Here is a 16,023-nt window from a genome sequence, read left to right on the forward strand (position 1 = left end):
ACGTGAACCTCTCAATTCATACGGCTCCTCTCGTTTTACCATTTACGGCCTGCAACCAAATTGCCAATGAGAAAATAGATACGGTTGTGTATTACACACCCTTTGCATCCATTTTCTTGCTCTTTGGTAACTGAATTTCAGCCGTTTGTATTTCTTCTTCGCCCATTTCAACAATTTAAGGTTTATCCAAGACATAAGTGGCCTTAATGCTGTTTTCCAAAACCGACTGAAGTAATTTATCCACCCGCTTATCATCGGATTAAGCTTATACGCCAACTCTTGTATCGTTAACCCCGTTTGCTTAGTAACCGATCAATTTAAGCCGTCTTTAAAGCGATCCCAACTCGCGTAAACTGTTTGCCAACTTAATCAATGAGAAACGAAGATGGGAAAACAACGTACAATTGAAGACTGGCAATTAATATTTAGTCAATTCCACGCCAGCGGATTAACCGTCACTCAATTTTGCAAACAACACAAGCTGACAATTTCCAACTTTTACAAATGGCGAAAGCGGATCGAGCCATTACCTGCGACGAATAGCGAGAACGATATTGAGTTTTCAGCGTCAACTGACCATTGGCAAGCTATATCAGTCAATCATCATTCAACAGATACCAAACAATGGAATATTGAATTAACCCTTCCTGGTGGCGTAGTGCTGAATATGCGAGCCACCTCTTGATTAACTTGCATTGTGACTTACCCATTTGGCTCTACAACCAACCCGTTGATATGCGTAAACAATTTGATGGGTTAGCCGCGTTAGCGCAAACCAAGGTAGGCAGACGTGCCAACAGCGGTGAGCTGTTTGTATTCGTCAATCGAAAGCGTACCCACATTAAATTACTCTATTATCAGCAAGGTGGTTATTGTTTATGGGCAAAGCGATTGGAGCGAGGTACCTTTCATACCGTCAAAGGTGATGAGCCAAATGTTCAACTGGATTGGCCACAATTACAATGCTTGATTGGCGGAATAAAATGGCAAGAAAAACCAAGGAATACGCGACTTTAAAGGGGGATTTTAGTATAATTACGCCCCATGAAAACAAGTCAAATCAGTCACTTAAACACTGTTGAAAAAGATGAGGTTATTACTCAATTAGTTGAGCATAACGCCCACCTTCAGCAACAACTCGACTGGTTTAAACGTCAGCTGTTTGGTCAAAAGTCTGAAAAGCAATTAGTCGACAACCCACATCAATCCACCTTATTTGTGGGAGATGCACCAGAAGGCCTGAAACCCGAGGCCACTGACGTTAAAGCGCATAAGCGCAAGTCTCATACCCAGCGTACCGGTGATGAAGTCAATGACTCTGGGTTACGCTTCGATGACACTGTCCCTCAAAAAGTGATTGAGCTATCGGCACCAGAGTTACAAGGTGACGATGCAGAACAGTATGAAATTATAGGCTTTAAGGACACCACGCGTTTAGCGCAACAGCCTGGTAGTTATACGGTACTCATTTACCGTCGCCCTGTTGTTCGCCATAAAGCCAATCAAACCGTGAATACACCAGCAGCGCCGACTAATGTCTTAGACGGCTGTTATGCTGATGTTTCCTTGCTAGCTGGTTTACTGGTTGATAAAGCGGTTTACCATTTACCCCTGTATCGCCAACATCAACGTATGCTAGATGCGGGAGTACAAGTGAGTCGAGCCAGTTTGATTAACTGGGTACAAAAAGCCATCGACTTACTCACACCTATTGCCCAAGCCATGAAGCAACACATTCTGCAAAGCAATGTATTGGCGATGGATGAAGTGCCGATAAAAGCGGGACGAAAAAGCAAAGGCAAAATGAAACAAACCTACTTCTGGCCCATTTATGGTGAACAAGATGAGGTGGCGTTTACTTGGTCGATAAGTCGAGGAAAACAGCATGCGATTGAACAGCTTGATGGCTTTAATGGCACCTTGCTGACAGATGGCTATCAGGCTTACACTAAAACCGTACTTCAGTTAAATGAACAAGACCAAACTGTTATGCATGCCGCCTGTTGGGCGCATACTCGGCGAGCCTTTGATAAAGCATTGAAAACAGAGCCTGATGAGGTACAACAAGCGTTAGCCTATATTGGCGCACTGTATAAAATTGAAGAAGGCTTACGCCAAAAACAAGCTTGTGCTGAGCAAATACAAGAAACACGCACTAAAGATAGTGAACCCGTTGTTAGCGCCTTCTTTAACTGGGTTTACCAACAACGCCAACGGCCAGAATTACTGCCTAGCAATCCATTAAGTAAAGCTCTCAATTATGCGGCTGAACGTGAAACAGAGCTGAAGGTATTTCTGGCGAACCCCAATGTTCCTTTGGATACCAATCATCTTGAACGTGCATTGCGTGTTATTCCAATGGGGCGGAAAAATTATCTATTCTGTTGGAGTGAAATCGGTGCCAAGCAATTAGGTTACTTACAAAGCTTGATGGTGACTTGTCGCTTACAAGGCGTTAACCCTTACCATTACTTAGTTGATGTATTACAACGCGTCAGCTTGCACCCTGCCAAAGATGTTATCGATCTAACCCCTCGTGTGTGGAAAGAGAAATTCAAAGATCATTTTATAACGTCAGATCTAGCTGAATAGGGAAGATCTAACTGCTGATTGATCGGTTACTTTGCTTATGTAGCTTGAGCGCTTTAACTTTCTCTCTAATTTTCTGTTTCGCTTTAGGGCTAATAGCAGGTGTAAAGCCAACAAACATGCGACCCCACCGATTCCTTACTAACCTTGGCCTGAAACAGTAACTAAGAAAATCAAAGCTAATGACTTCATGTGCTTCTTGTCTACCTTCATCAAAGCAGTAAACCAGTTTAGTTTTCTCTGGATGACATTCTAGACAACAATCTAACATGCGTTGCTCAATAGCTTGCTTTAACGCCTTTGCTTCTTGCTCACTACGACAGTGAACCACTGCATCATCCGCATAGCGTGCAAATTGAACATGTGGATGTTCTCTTCGCAACCATTTGTCGAATGCGTAGTGTAAAAACAAATTGGCTAGCAATGGGCTTATCACGCCTCCTTGTGGTGTTCCTTTCGTTCGCTCTATTATCTGACCATCCGAGGTTTCCATTGGCGCTTTAAGCCAACGTTCGATATAGAGTAATACCCATGGGTTATTGGTATGTTTGCGTAACGCTTTGCCCAATAACACCCAGTCCAAGTTATCAAAGAAGCCTTTGATATCTAAATCAATCACCCAGTCGTATCGCCAACACCGCTGGCGCGTTATCGCTAATGCATCATGTGCACTGCGATTAGGTCTGTAACCATAAGAATCATTATCGAATACCGATTCTAATTCAGGCTCCAACTCCATCTTGACGACCATCTGTGCAACTCGGTCTGATACCGTGGGTATGCCTAGTACTCGAACGCCCTTATCCTTAGGGATTTCGACACGCTTCACCGTCGGTGGAAAATAGCTGCCCGATGACATTCGATTCCATATCTTGTACAGGTTCTTCTTCAAGTCCTGTTCAAAATCACTCATCGATTGCTCATCAATTCCTGCCGCTCCACCGTTGGCTCTTACACGTAACCAGGCTTCATAAACTGTCCATTTCGAAATACTAAATGGTTTTGCTGAATTCAATCATTCCTCCTGCTGCAGCAGTTGATGAAAGTTTCATTTAAAACGAGGCAATCCCTTCGCTAGATAACCATTACAGCTATCATCATCACTACTACGAATTGCTCCGCCCCAGTGCTTTGCATTCAGACTTGGCTCTCATGGGGTTTCCATTCGAGGATATCTGTTAACATCAAAACGACTGGTTCTTACGTTCCATATAAAACCCCGAGTTAAATTCACGTCAGCTCTTTGCCGGCTCCCGCTTAGTTGGTAATCAGGTTGCCTCTAAGCTCTTCCCAAACTCCACCCAGTAGCTTGGTTTCGGGATGCAACGGTTAAATATTTCGACACCTACGCTGTTCGTCTCTTTAACTCACACCTGACAAATCATTGTGTTTGCCTTTCCCTTATCGCTCACGACAGTGACTCTTAACCAATGCCGCATAAGGTGGTTTCCACCTGCACCTGAATGCCGATGGGATGGGCCAAACCATCATGTTTTATATAGTTGCGTTACCTTCCAGCCTTCCTTGTACTGTTGGTAACTCGTAACACACTGGGTGAGCATTTATGCTTGCGAAGCCTGCAAACTATTCAACTCACCATTCAACTCAAATCTTTCTTATTTTAGCGAAGAAAGCTTTTATCTCCCCAAATAATTTGCTGATATACAGCTCAATAATTATTAGACCTAATTGGTGCAATAGTTCGGCGCAATCAATAACAACAAATTCAGCAATGCCAGTCAGGTTATGAAATTTTACGTGTGCCATACTGGTGAAATTAGGTAGCCGCTTTGCGGCGTTAAAAATACCTTAATGACCTATAACTCATTGATTAGGTATAGCGTTACAGAGTTTTACAATTTTATTTTTCGTTTTTTGATACATTGTTGTATCAGTTATAAGTAAAGGAAGAAAAATGGCCTCGCTTCGCACGACACTTGCCAATAAACCTTGGATTTTGGCATTAATCATTAGCATAGCCTTTGTTGTATGGATGAGTTCTGGGGCTAATTCTGCCTCAGCAGAATCAACTGACAAAGGACCTGAAGTTGGCGCAGAAACTAAGAAACAAGCGACTGTGCAAACCGTCGCGGCGCGAACGTTTCACGCTGAGCAAGTCGCTAAAACATTAACTTTGTATGGACGAGCAGAACCTGACAGGCAAGCACAAATCAAAGCAGAAGTGAGTGGCCAAGTAGAACAGGTTTTTGCAGAGCGTGGTAGCAAGGTAGCCAAAGGGCAGTTGTTGATTAAGATTGCCGAGAATGATCTACCCATTCGTTTAGAAAGTGCGGAGGCGTTAGTTAAACAACGGCAAGTCGAATACAAAGGCAGTAAATCATTAACCGATAAAGGCTTGCAAGACGAATCTCGTTTAGCACTAAGCTTAGCCAATTTGGCGCAAGCGAAAGCCGAAGTCGCGAGATTACAATTAATGTTGGATAAAACTCAAGTTGTCGCGCCATTTGATGGTGTGTTAAACGAAAGGTTTGTTGAGCAGGGTGATTATCTACAAGTTGGTGACCCAATCGCGCAGTTTGTTGATTTAGATCCGTTAATTATCCGCGCTAATGTTAGTGAGTTTGACGTTAATGAATTACAAATAGAGCAAGTTGCGACTATCGCTTTTGTAAATGGCCAGAACTCACAAGGTAATATTCGTTATATTGCCTCGGTCGCAGACTCACAAACTAATACTTATGAAATCGAAATTGCCTTACCTAATCATCAAGGAACTTGGCGCGCAGGCACCAGTGCTGAGTTAGAAATCCCATTCAAGCAGCAATCAGCCATTCATGTTTCTCCTGCGGTATTGGCATTAGATGAAAATGGATCGGTGGGGGTTAAAACCGTGTTGGATAGTACCGTTATTTTTCATCCTATTGACATTGTTAAAACCAATGAAAACGGCATGTGGTTGGCCGGACTAGGGCAGAGTGCCAATATTGTTGTACGCGGGCAAGGTTTTGTACGCCATGGTGACCAAGTGGATGTTAAATACCTAACTGAGGAACAATAATTATGCTGAGCATGATAGATACAGCATTATCACGTTCCCGAACGGTATTGATGGTTTTTATTCTGCTATTGATAACAGGCAGTGTGACCTATAGTAATATTCCGAAAGAATCGAATCCAGATATCACAATCCCTGTTGTTTATGTTTCGATCACCCATGATGGTATTTCACCAGAAGATGGTGAGCGTATGCTAGTGCGTCCAATGGAGAAGGAATTGCGCTCGATTGAAGGCTTAAAGGAGATGAAGGCCACGGCGAGTGAAGGACATGCCTCTATTAACCTAGAGTTTGTCGCCGGTTATGATGTCAATGTCGCGTTAGCAGATGTGCGTGACAAGGTAGCGGTTGCTAAAGGTTATTTACCGCAAGACACAGAAGAGCCAACTGTGCATCAAGTGACTATGGCTAGTATGCAACCAGTGTTGACCGTGATGCTATCAGGACCGATAAGTGAACGAGGCTTGCTAACGGTTGCGCGCGAGCTTAAAAATAAGCTTGAAGGAATGAATGAGGTACTAGAAGTATCCATAGGTGGTGATCGCCAAGATATTCTCGAAGTGATAGTCGATCCGCTTAAGTTGGAAAGTTATGGCCTTGAACAAGCGGATATTTTTGATTTAATCAGCAAAAACAATCGTTTAGTGGCCGCTGGTACGTTAGATGCGGGTCAAGGTCGGTTTGCTATTAAAGTCCCCTCTGTTTTTGAAAGCTTGCAAGATATTTGGCAATTACCGGTCAAAATCAATGGCGATCGGGTGGTTACCTTTAAAGACGTCGCAGAAGTGCGCCGCTCTTATATGGACCCAACTACTTTTGCGCGACTCAATGGCGAGCCATCGGTGTCGTTAGAAGTTAAAAAACGACCAGGCGAAAATATCATTCAAACAGTCGAGAAAATTAAGCAACTCGTCGAGACCGCCAAGCAGTTACCGATTTGGCCCAATGCGTTAATTGTCACTTACACAGGTGATCAATCAAAAGACGTGAAAATGATGTTGACCGATCTGCAAAATAACGTGTTATCTGCTGTGCTGTTGGTTGTGATTGTGGTTGTTTCAATTCTTGGCGCGCGTACGGCTGCCTTGGTTGGCATTTCAATTCCAGGTTCATTTCTAACCGGTATTTTAGTGTTATCTATTTTTGGTTTAACTATTAACATTGTTGTGCTTTTTGCCTTAATTATGGCGGTGGGAATGTTAGTTGATGGCGCCATAGTGGTCACTGAGTATGCCGATCGCTGTATGAGCGAAGGCATGGATAAACGCAAAGCTTATATTGAAGCTTCACGTCGTATGGCTTGGCCTATTACTGCATCAACAGCCACGACACTCGCTGCTTTTGCGCCATTGATTTTCTGGCCGGGGATTATGGGGGAGTTTATGAAATACTTGCCAATCACCCTAATTGCTACTTTGGCCGCATCTTTGGCTATGGCTTTAGTATTTGTCCCGACGTTAGGTTCTTTATTTGGTAAAGCTCGGCCGGTTAGTGCCCAAACTCGCAAGCAAATGATCCAAGCTGAGCAGGGAGAATTAACAACACTAACAGGCTTTACGGGTAAATATGTACGAATGTTACACACAGCCATTCGTCACCCAATTAAAATATTATTGGCTAGTATTGTTATCGCTGTATTGGTTTTTATGGCTTATGGTGCTTCCAAGCTAGGCGCTGAGTTTTTTCCTGATGTAGACGCTGGTGGCGTGAATATATACGTACGCTCAGAAGGTGATTTATCCATTTACGAAAAAGATAAAATTTTAAAGCAAGTGGAAGCGCGTATAGATTCGATGCAAGAAGTGGAAACACGCTATGCACTAAGCGGACAATACGGCAATGTTGGTTATATTCGTCTCAATCCAGTTGATTGGCAATATCGTCGTAAGTTGGATGCGATTGTTGAAGAAGTCTATCAACGAACCGAAGATTTATATGGCGTCGAATTAGAAATTCGCCGTGATGAAAACAGTCCTGGCGGTGCGGCTAAAGACGTTAATATAGAGCTTAGCTCTCGTTACCCTGAACGTGTTGCCGATTCAGTTAGAAAAATGAAAGCCGCGTTAATGGCTGACGATGCATTCGTTAATGTGCAAGATGATGCTAGTAAACCAGGTATCGAATGGCAACTGAAAGTAGACAGAGAAAATGCCGCTCGTTTTGCCGCAGATGCTTTGTTAGTGGGTAATACAGTGGCAATGGTCACTAACGGTTTGCGGGTTGGAGAATTTCGGCCTAATGATGTCGATAAAGAAGTGGATATTCGTGTGCGTTTTCCGGTTGAAAATCGGCATTTAGGCAAAATTGACGAGCTTAATGTACAAACACCTTATGGCTTAGTGCCAATCGAGTATTTTGTTGAGCGAGTCGCTGCGCAAAAAGTGGATAGTATTAAAAAAGTAGATAGCCGCCAAGTCATATCTGTAACGGCGGACATGGCGCCGGGTTATTTACTCAATCAAGAACTACCACGCATGCAAGCAGCTTTTGCAGAATTGGGTATTGATCCTACTGTGGAAGTGCGGGTCAAAGGACAAAACGAAGAAGAAGCGGAATCATTGGAGTTCTTAAAAAAAGCCTTTTTGGTTGCCTTGTTTATTATGGCGATTATTTTGGTGACTCAGTTTAATAGCTTTTATCAAGCGTTTTTAATTCTTAGCGCGGTGTTATTCTCTACTGTCGGTGTATTCTTGGGCTTGCTCATCGCACAAAAGCCTTTTGGTATTGTTATGTCAGGAATTGGCGTCATTGCACTGGCAGGTATTGTCGTGAATAACAACATTGTTCTCATTGATACATACAATGTATTACGCCGCCAAGGTGTTGCCGCCATGGAAGCAATAGTTAGAACCGGAGCGCAGCGCTTACGTCCGGTACTGATGACTACAGTCACTACCATACTTGGTTTGATGCCTATGGTACTGGAAATGAATATCGATTTGGTCAACCGTACGACTGAATTTGGTGCTCCTTCCACCCAGTGGTGGTCGCAGTTAGCGACGGCGGTGGCTGGCGGATTAGCGTTTGCTACTTTGTTGACGTTAGTACTTACTCCGTGTTTATTGGCGCTAGGGCATAATGTCCATATTAAGTTTACAGGTTGGCGACAGCGTCGTGCTGAGAGTAGGCAGCGTAACGCATTAGATGCAAATGAAGGCGTTACAGATACTCAAGAGAAACTAAAAACAGTGGCTTAATAGTCAGAAATAATAGACCCTAAATTAGGCTGGTGTTGCCCAGCCTAATTTACTAATAAAATAATCCAATACCAATTGAAAGCGCTTTAGCTCGTAGTGGATTTATTTGTAAATTCAAAAGCTGATCCAACGTCAATTTCCAACTTATCACCGTCTAGTAATATCGCATTTTGGCCAAAGTAAGCGCCTTTAAAATTCACTTGAGTGTCCATCGTTGATAAGGTTTGTAACGGTTCTTGCTTATCTGGAACTTGAGCGGTTAATGGGTCAATTTTGGTTATTGGGCAGCGCTCGCAAGGCTTACATAGAGCAAAACGTATTGCCTGTTTACCTTTAACGGCAATGGTGTCGATATGGTTTTCTTGCCAAGCCGTTAAACCTTTTACGACAATATTGGCACGAAAACGGGTTATGGCTACACCTTGTGAACCGTTTTTTAACAACTGCGTGTTTAGATCAAGCAACGAATCTTCACTGGCTATTAAAAATGGAAAACCATCAGAGTATGCGGTTTGGGTACTTTCTGTATCTAGGCTGGCATTGTAGTCAGATTGTTTGGGAAGGTAATTGCTGTCGACTTGGCGGTGTTCACCATCCGGCATGCGCACAAGTTGTAATGGTTGACCACGATAGAGGCCTAATGCTCTAGTTAACCATTCTGATGCTTCCAATCCTTCGTTTAAGCCTTGTACCTTGTCGCGCCATACCTTGGTTAAGACTTTGTCTGAGCTGGAAAACGTTTTATCCAATGGAATGATTAAATCTTCTAAACCGACTTTACTTAGCGTTAAGTGGCTGTCGTTTAACCATACTTCAATTAATGCCATTTCAGCCAGTGAACGCTGGGTAACAAATTCATAATTTTCGTCAGTGATCATCCAGTGTCGATCATAGGCAAGACCTCGAACACCTAGTTTGGCTGACTTGAGTTTGATTCCCCCAAGAGATTTGACTGGGTAAATATAGATTGCGCTAATTTCTGGCATTTTGATTAATCCCTTATGTTTATGTTGTTTTGCTCGTGTAAAGGCATTCACTAGAAAAATTGGAGTTGGTAATCAGTTATCAGCCTCGCAACTGAACTCTATTTGATAAGAGGTAAATTTGCGCATATTAATTACGCCTGTGTCCAATATTAAATACTGGCCTTTTATCCCTTGTAAAATACCTGAAACCTCTGGGTTTTTATCAAAGTTAAAAGAGGTGACTTTGCTTGGATATTGTTCAACCGGAAAATCTAAATCGACAACGTCAGCATTTAACTCTTCTATGGCATCACTGCCATACACACTTAGCAGTTCTGTTAATTTTTGCTGAATCTGGGGTTTTAGCTCAGTTGCCGCTTGTTTTAGGTCTATTTGCGGATTTAGGCCTTTTAACATAGCGCGCCAGTTAGTTTTATCAGCGATAAATTTAGCGAGTTCAACTTCAACTAAGCCTGAAAGCTGGCGGGTTTTTACTTGGAATATAGGTAACGCTTGCGTGGCACCTTGGTCAATCCAACGTGTTGGAATTTGCGTATGGCGTGTTATCCCGACTTTTAAACCTGAGGTATTTGAAAGGTAAACATAGTGCGGGATCATGCAATTGGCTTGGCCCCATTCGGGTTCACGACATGTGCCTTGCTCATAATGACAAGTTTCGGGCTTCATAATGCACATATCACATGACGCTAATTTTTGCATACACGGGTAACAATGACCTTGCGAGAAGCTTTTTTTGGTTTTTCGGCCACAATGACAACAAAAAATTTCACCTGTGTAACGCATTTTTATTGGTTGGCCAATTAATGGGTTAAGCTCGATAGCATCGTCGCTCAAAGGTAATTGATAAGTGATTTTATGAGTGTTGCAGTCCAGTTGGGCGGTAAGTTTTTTTATGGTGCCGAGCATAGTCAATGATTATTGAGAAGAATAACCGTCTATTTTAAGCGCTTAGCTGTACTAGACACAAATAAAAAGCACAATAAGATTAACGCGTTCTAAAATTAAGCGCGCTTAAGGTTACCTTGCGGCACCGAAGGTACACCATAGTAACGTTTACTTGATTCACTTTTAATGCGATTAAGGATCACACCATTGACTTTAGTGCCGGAATGCTTGAGTAATTGCAAGTCATGGTTAAGTTTGGCGGGTGTATTTTGCGTGACATCGGTAACTAAGTTAATGCCATCAACATATTTGCTAATGAGCAAAGCATCACTAACAGACAATATCGGCGGACATTCAAGAATAATCCTATCATATTTAGTCTGTAATACTTCGAGTAACTTCGCAAAGCGTTTGTGCGAGAAAAATAGCAAAGGGTTACGTGGCTTACGGCCACAGGTAATGACGTCGGCACCTAAGCGTTCGTCATAAAACTTACATTCTTTGAAACTATGAGTTTGTGCGAGTAAATTGGTTAACCCTGGTCGCCCGAGTGGTTGCTGTAAAGTTTCGGCAATTGAAGGCGCACGTAAATCGGCATCAATAATAACCACGCGCTCTAGTTCACCAAACGATTTTGCTAAGTGAAGACAGGTAGTGGATTTACCTTCATTAGGCATTAATGAACTTATTGCTAATATTTTGGTATGACTGAGTTCGGGGAACAAGGAAAAACGCGTACGAATGGCATGGATAGACTCTTTATATATTTCAAATTGATTCCCTGCGCCGGTTAAAATGGGTAAGTGTTTTTTCTTGCGACTAATGCGTAATTTGGGTAACTCACCTAATACTTTGTAACCATTGCTGATGATGGTTTGACGATGTCTGACATGACTGTCGGTGAAAATGCGTAATACTAAAGAGATAGCGATGGCAATGATCATGCCTAGCATACCCGCCATAACAATGATTAACTTCTTTTTCGGTTTTATCGGATGCTCAGGTAACGACGCAGGGTCAATGATGATAATGCTTTTGGTGTGATCCATATCTTGGATCAGTTCCATTTCAGTTTTCTTTTTCGCTATCGATTCAAGTAACTGCATGTCTTTTTCGATTAGCTTTTGTAATTTCGTTTGCTCTGCACCAAGGTAAATGGTTTCTTCTAATTCTCGATTGACTTTCCGTTGGCTTGCGCTGTTCTCTAAAATGAGATCTTGAATTTCTTCTAAGCGACTAATGTAACGCATTTCAAGATTTTTAACTGCCACTTTTAGTTGGCTTTCGGTCTCTTGAATGCGCTTAATGATTGATTGATGCTTGGGGTGTTTGTGCAAGTATCTTAGTTGGATCTGTGCAAGTTCAGCTTTTTGGATGGCTAATGTATCTACCAGTTTTTTTAATACAGCTGAGGCGGCTAAATTGTGATTACCGCTGATTAACGAAGGCGTTTGTTTAGCCAGTTCAATTTGTTCTAGTAGCGAGTTGAGTTTAGTTTTTTCTTTGGTGAGTTTTCTGTCTTCACCAATCAATTGTTCTAGTTCAGTTTTTAATTGTTTTGCATAGCCTGCTAAATCGATAATGCCATGTTGCTCGCGCATTTCGGCCATTTGATTTTCATAAGTTTCAATTTCACGAGTAATTTCATCAATCTTTTTGTTAAGCCATGCGCTATTTTCTTGGCTTGTTGGTTTGAGCATGCGCTGTTGAAAGCCGGTTAAGTTATCGACAACTAAATCGACCACTTTTTTAGTTAAGGCAGGGGAGGCATGTTCAAATTTTACTTCAAGAATATTACTTTTTTTCGTGGTGTTGACCGATATACCATTTTGTAATGCAGTGGGTGTCCAATTGGGGTCGGTTAAATTAAACTGCGTTACGTCAATTAGGTAAAAAAGTTCGTTAGCAAATTGTTGTGACTTAATGACTTTAATGATGGTGTCCATTTGGTCATTTGAACCACCTGTTAGCTCAGGGATCATACCCGCTAGTGGGTTTTGGCTTTTTTGGCCTTGAACCATTACCGAAGCTTTAGCTTGATAAATATTTGGTAAGCGTTTAACAACCAGTAGTGCCGCGACCACTGCAATACTGGTTATGATAAGGATAAACCACTTTTTAGACCATAGAAAAGCGAGAAGTTCGCCTAGGTCTATCTCGTCTTCTGCCTGAGTCGTGGGCTGCGCATTTAACGACATTATTAGAAGAAGCTTTTATCTATTTTAATGATATCGCCAGGTAATATAACCGTGTGGGGTTGTGCTTTAAATGTTAACTTCCGTGAGCCACGTTGAATGGTCCATTGCTCACGCGATGCACGATCTTTTAGCCCGCCTGACAAGGCAAGAACTTGTTCAAGGGTGATATCGGGTTGATAGTCATAGCTGCCAGGGTTACGTACTTCCCCATAAATAAAGAATGGGCGATATTTTTTAACTTGTATGGCAACAATAGGGTTCACTAAATAGCCATCACGGAGCATTAACTCTAACTTTTGCTTAGCTTCGGTTTGAGTCAAGCCAGTAAAATCGACACTGCCTAATAGAGGAAAGTCAATTTTACCTTCTTGGCTTATTTGACCATCGTAAGCTAAGTCAGGCTCTAAGTATACCGACACTTTTATATTATCACCTGGGCCAAATTTATAGCCTTGTTTTATTTCTTCCGCGGTGACTAAAGCTTGAGTAGAGAAACTCAATAAACTGAGGATGAGGCAAAGCAAGCTAAGCGTACGAGTTATCACCATGAGAAGTGTCCTCTAATGCTAGCTAAGGTTTGATCTATTTTTGCGTCTATGTTGGCAAAATCGTATTTAGATTGATTAGTCTTGATAGATGAACTAACACTGAAATAGTCCAATAATTGCCAATGCCACCCCAGTGATAAATTGATTTGACTGCTAGTTTGGCTGTCGTTTTCTAGCTCAACTTTATTATGACTTAAACCAATATTTAATTGATGCTCGTTTGAAGCGATGTAAGTTAGCCCCGCTGAATTTTGAATACGTAATTGGCTTAACGAATTGGTTTCGTAAGAGACCTCAGACAATTGATAACTCGATAAAGTTAAACCTATGTTTTCAGCGATTTGCCAATTATCTTGTAATTGCCAATAAATACCATCTTGACGGTTATCTTGTTCACGCTGGTATTTACCAATGATAAAACTCAAGTTATGAGAGCCGCCCGCTTTGGTGTAAAAACCTAAGCCCAGTTGACCATGTTGGCTATCTTGTTGCTGGCGGCTTTCGTCATCAAAACCTAAATTACTGAGAAAATAAGTATCTTCAGAAATTTTAAAACCATAGGTCAGTGCAAGTTTTGCAGAGCGTATTTTTTGTGCTTGATTGTTTTCGATAGAATCACGGCTTCGTTCTGTTAACGCTAATTGACTATTTAAAAATGCTTGTTGCGGTGCTTTACCTAATTTTAAGCCGACAGATGCGCTTTGGTTATCTGTTTTATAGATTGCCGCATTTTGGTTGAATTCGTTAGCTTGTTGCCCTGGTAATGAGTAAGTTTCAGCTTTATAAACGTTAAATTCTAAATTAGATGATTCGCTAAGAAACAAACGGGCTGCGGGGGATACTGAGTAAGCTGTATTATTTAATTGTTTGTTATCTTGATAAGTTACACGGTTAATATTGACTGGTAGTTGAATACCATAGCCTTCAAAAAGTTTTACCAAATTGTAGTCAGCCGCTAGCCTCAGACTTGAATCTGCAGTTTTAACTTGGCTGTTGAATAAATTGCTATTGTGCTCGAATGTTAATGAGCTGTTAAGCTCATTTTTTTCCTTGTTCCAGTTGTCAGCGCTAACCGGGATACTAAACATTAGAAGCCATACGCAACATACTCTGATTATCGACATATGTTTGGTATTTTCTATTTTTTATTTTGGCTTAAATATTGAACAAGGGATTTTAAGGAAAAACTGAGGGTAAGTCACCAAAAAAAATAGAATTTGACCTTTTTTGGTATAATGTAATGCGATAAATTTAGAACAAAATGTTTCTAATAGTTATATAACAATGTAGGTCAAAGTTATAAATGACCGATACACATAAGAAAAGTTAGGTAAATGATTAAAAAAGGTAGTTGAAGATTAAACTTTATAAATGCGTGGATGATATAAAATGCTATAGATTTAGTTTTATCACTTTTGATGTTTTTTGAGTAATTGTTAATTTTTAGCTATATGGACATAGTTTGCCAATGAATATGGCGTTTTTAATGGTTTGTTGAGATTGCTGTTTAAAAAAATATACATTGTTAGTTATGCTGTTGAGATTTGAATAAGCGGAATATCGTTAATATGAGTGCTTCTTTTCGTTGGGGTGTTATTGGGCCTGGTCGTATCGCTAATCGTTTTGCTTCGGCATTAACGGCTAACTTTGTTGGTGAGTTGTATGCAGTGGCGAGTCGGGATTTGGTTAAGGCTCAACTGTTTTTGCAAAAGCACAACGGCAAAGTTTGTTATGACAATTATCAGCAACTGTTAGCTGATCCTAATGTTGATGCTGTTTATATAGCTACGCCGCATCAATTTCATTTTGAACAAGCAAAAGCGTGTATTTTGGCTGGAAAATCGGTGCTGGTAGAAAAACCTCTTACCGTCAACGCAAAGCAATCGATAACCCTAATGGATCTTGCCAAAAAGCATCAAGTCTTTTTGATGGAGGGAATGTGGAGTTTGTTTTTGCCTAGTTACAGGCAAGTAGACGATTGGCTGAGTGCTGACAAAATAGGTCGTATTAAATTTATCACATCAAGCTTTGGTTGTAAGATTGACAGAGATGAAAACGATAGGTGGTTGAATCCAGCATTGGCCGGCGGTGTTTTACTGGATATGGGCGTTTACAATGTTGCTACTAGTTTGTGGTTTCATAAGCAATCTGTTGAAACAATGCAGGCGAGCGGCATTGTTGGTAGCACAGGAGTTGATGAGTTGTGCTTGATGAATTTTAAGCACAGCAATATGAGTTATAGTCAGTTGTCTTGTAGCTTTTTAGCTGACTTACAAAATGATTTAGTGATCCACGGCGAAAAAGGGAAAATTCATATCGGACCGTTATTTTGGGAAGCTGAAACCGTTACTTTACTAGTTGATAATAGCGAACTCAAAATACATACTCCTTTTGCTGTAAACGGTTTTGAGTATCAGATTGCTGAAGTAGAAGCTTGTGTTAGAGCAGGGCAATTACAAAGCTCTATTATGGATCATCAGCGCACACTGCAAACTATGCAGATAATGGATGCTGTAAGGCAACAATTAGGTGTTGTTTACCCCGCTGAGTTGGATTGAATGTTATCTGCTGATCAGTGTCTTTGAATAAAGTGAATGATTTTAC

At 41.3% G+C, this 16,023-nt stretch carries 12 protein-coding genes and 1 pseudogene; 6 read left to right on the top strand and 7 right to left on the bottom strand.

The features are described 5' to 3' along the window. Positions 1-42: 42 nt before the first annotated feature. Positions 43-291, bottom strand: a pseudogene (locus tag C2869_RS23145) (group II intron maturase-specific domain-containing protein); the annotation flags it as partial. 94 nt (positions 292-385) lie between these two features. On the opposite strand from C2869_RS23145, the gene tnpA reads away from it, so the two are divergent. The 3 genes from tnpA to tnpC are packed head-to-tail and all read left to right on the top strand — an operon-like array spanning position 386 to position 2,592. Beyond that, the gene (tnpA, locus tag C2869_RS11435) at positions 386-685 is read left to right on the top strand and encodes an IS66 family insertion sequence element accessory protein TnpA (protein WP_108602337.1); all 300 of its coding nucleotides are present in this window, start codon (positions 386-388) and stop codon (positions 683-685) included. Continuing rightward, positions 682-1,017, top strand: a complete 336-nt coding sequence (gene tnpB, locus C2869_RS11440) for an IS66 family insertion sequence element accessory protein TnpB (protein WP_108602336.1) — start codon at positions 682-684, stop codon at positions 1,015-1,017. The genes tnpA and tnpB overlap by 4 nt, the downstream gene beginning before the upstream one ends. Before the next feature lie 27 nt (positions 1,018-1,044). Then, on the top strand, positions 1,045-2,592 hold the full coding sequence (gene tnpC, locus C2869_RS11445; RefSeq protein ID WP_108602335.1) for an IS66 family transposase: 1,548 nt from the start codon (positions 1,045-1,047) through the stop codon (positions 2,590-2,592). Positions 2,593-2,599: 7 nt separating this feature from the next. Here the strand turns inward: tnpC and ltrA are convergent, their stop codons facing one another. Beyond that, the gene (gene ltrA, locus C2869_RS11450) at positions 2,600-3,604 is read right to left on the bottom strand and encodes a group II intron reverse transcriptase/maturase (RefSeq protein WP_108603064.1); all 1,005 of its coding nucleotides are present in this window, start codon (positions 3,602-3,604) and stop codon (positions 2,600-2,602) included. A 900-nt stretch (positions 3,605-4,504) separates the two neighbouring features. Between ltrA and C2869_RS11455 the strand changes: the two genes are divergently transcribed. Together C2869_RS11455 and C2869_RS11460 are read left to right on the top strand one after the other, a co-directional pair. After that, positions 4,505-5,608 (top strand): efflux RND transporter periplasmic adaptor subunit, encoded by a 1,104-nt coding sequence (locus C2869_RS11455; RefSeq protein ID WP_108603065.1) that lies wholly within the window; start codon positions 4,505-4,507, stop codon positions 5,606-5,608. Positions 5,609-5,610: 2 nt separating this feature from the next. Further along, entirely contained in the window at positions 5,611-8,802 is a 3,192-nt protein-coding gene (locus C2869_RS11460) for an efflux RND transporter permease subunit (protein WP_108603066.1), read from the top strand. An 86-nt stretch (positions 8,803-8,888) separates the two neighbouring features. Here C2869_RS11460 and C2869_RS11465 read toward each other — a convergent pair whose 3' ends face one another. The 5 genes from C2869_RS11465 to C2869_RS11485 form a co-directional block, all read right to left on the bottom strand. Continuing rightward, positions 8,889-9,788: an MOSC domain-containing protein gene (locus tag C2869_RS11465; RefSeq protein ID WP_108603067.1), complete on the bottom strand. Its 900-nt coding sequence runs from the start codon at positions 9,786-9,788 to the stop codon at positions 8,889-8,891. A gap of 72 nt (positions 9,789-9,860) precedes the next feature. Next, on the bottom strand, positions 9,861-10,694 hold the full coding sequence (locus C2869_RS11470; protein WP_108603068.1) for a DUF2797 domain-containing protein: 834 nt from the start codon (positions 10,692-10,694) through the stop codon (positions 9,861-9,863). Positions 10,695-10,789: 95 nt separating this feature from the next. Continuing rightward, entirely contained in the window at positions 10,790-12,871 is a 2,082-nt protein-coding gene (locus C2869_RS11475) for a GumC family protein (RefSeq protein ID WP_108603069.1), read from the bottom strand. Positions 12,872-12,873: 2 nt separating this feature from the next. Beyond that, entirely contained in the window at positions 12,874-13,419 is a 546-nt protein-coding gene (locus C2869_RS11480) for a polysaccharide biosynthesis/export family protein (protein WP_108603070.1), read from the bottom strand. Next, positions 13,413-14,507, bottom strand: a complete 1,095-nt coding sequence (locus tag C2869_RS11485; RefSeq protein ID WP_108603071.1) for a hypothetical protein — start codon at positions 14,505-14,507, stop codon at positions 13,413-13,415. Before C2869_RS11485 ends, C2869_RS11480 begins: the two co-directional genes overlap by 7 nt. A 480-nt stretch (positions 14,508-14,987) precedes the next feature. Between C2869_RS11485 and C2869_RS11490 the strand changes: the two genes are divergently transcribed. Beyond that, positions 14,988-15,977, top strand: a complete 990-nt coding sequence (locus C2869_RS11490) for a Gfo/Idh/MocA family protein (protein WP_108603072.1) — start codon at positions 14,988-14,990, stop codon at positions 15,975-15,977. Positions 15,978-16,023 lie beyond the last annotated feature (46 nt).

It is taken from the genome of Saccharobesus litoralis (assembly GCF_003063625.1).
GTDB classification, from domain to species: domain Bacteria; phylum Pseudomonadota; class Gammaproteobacteria; order Enterobacterales; family Alteromonadaceae; genus Saccharobesus; species Saccharobesus litoralis.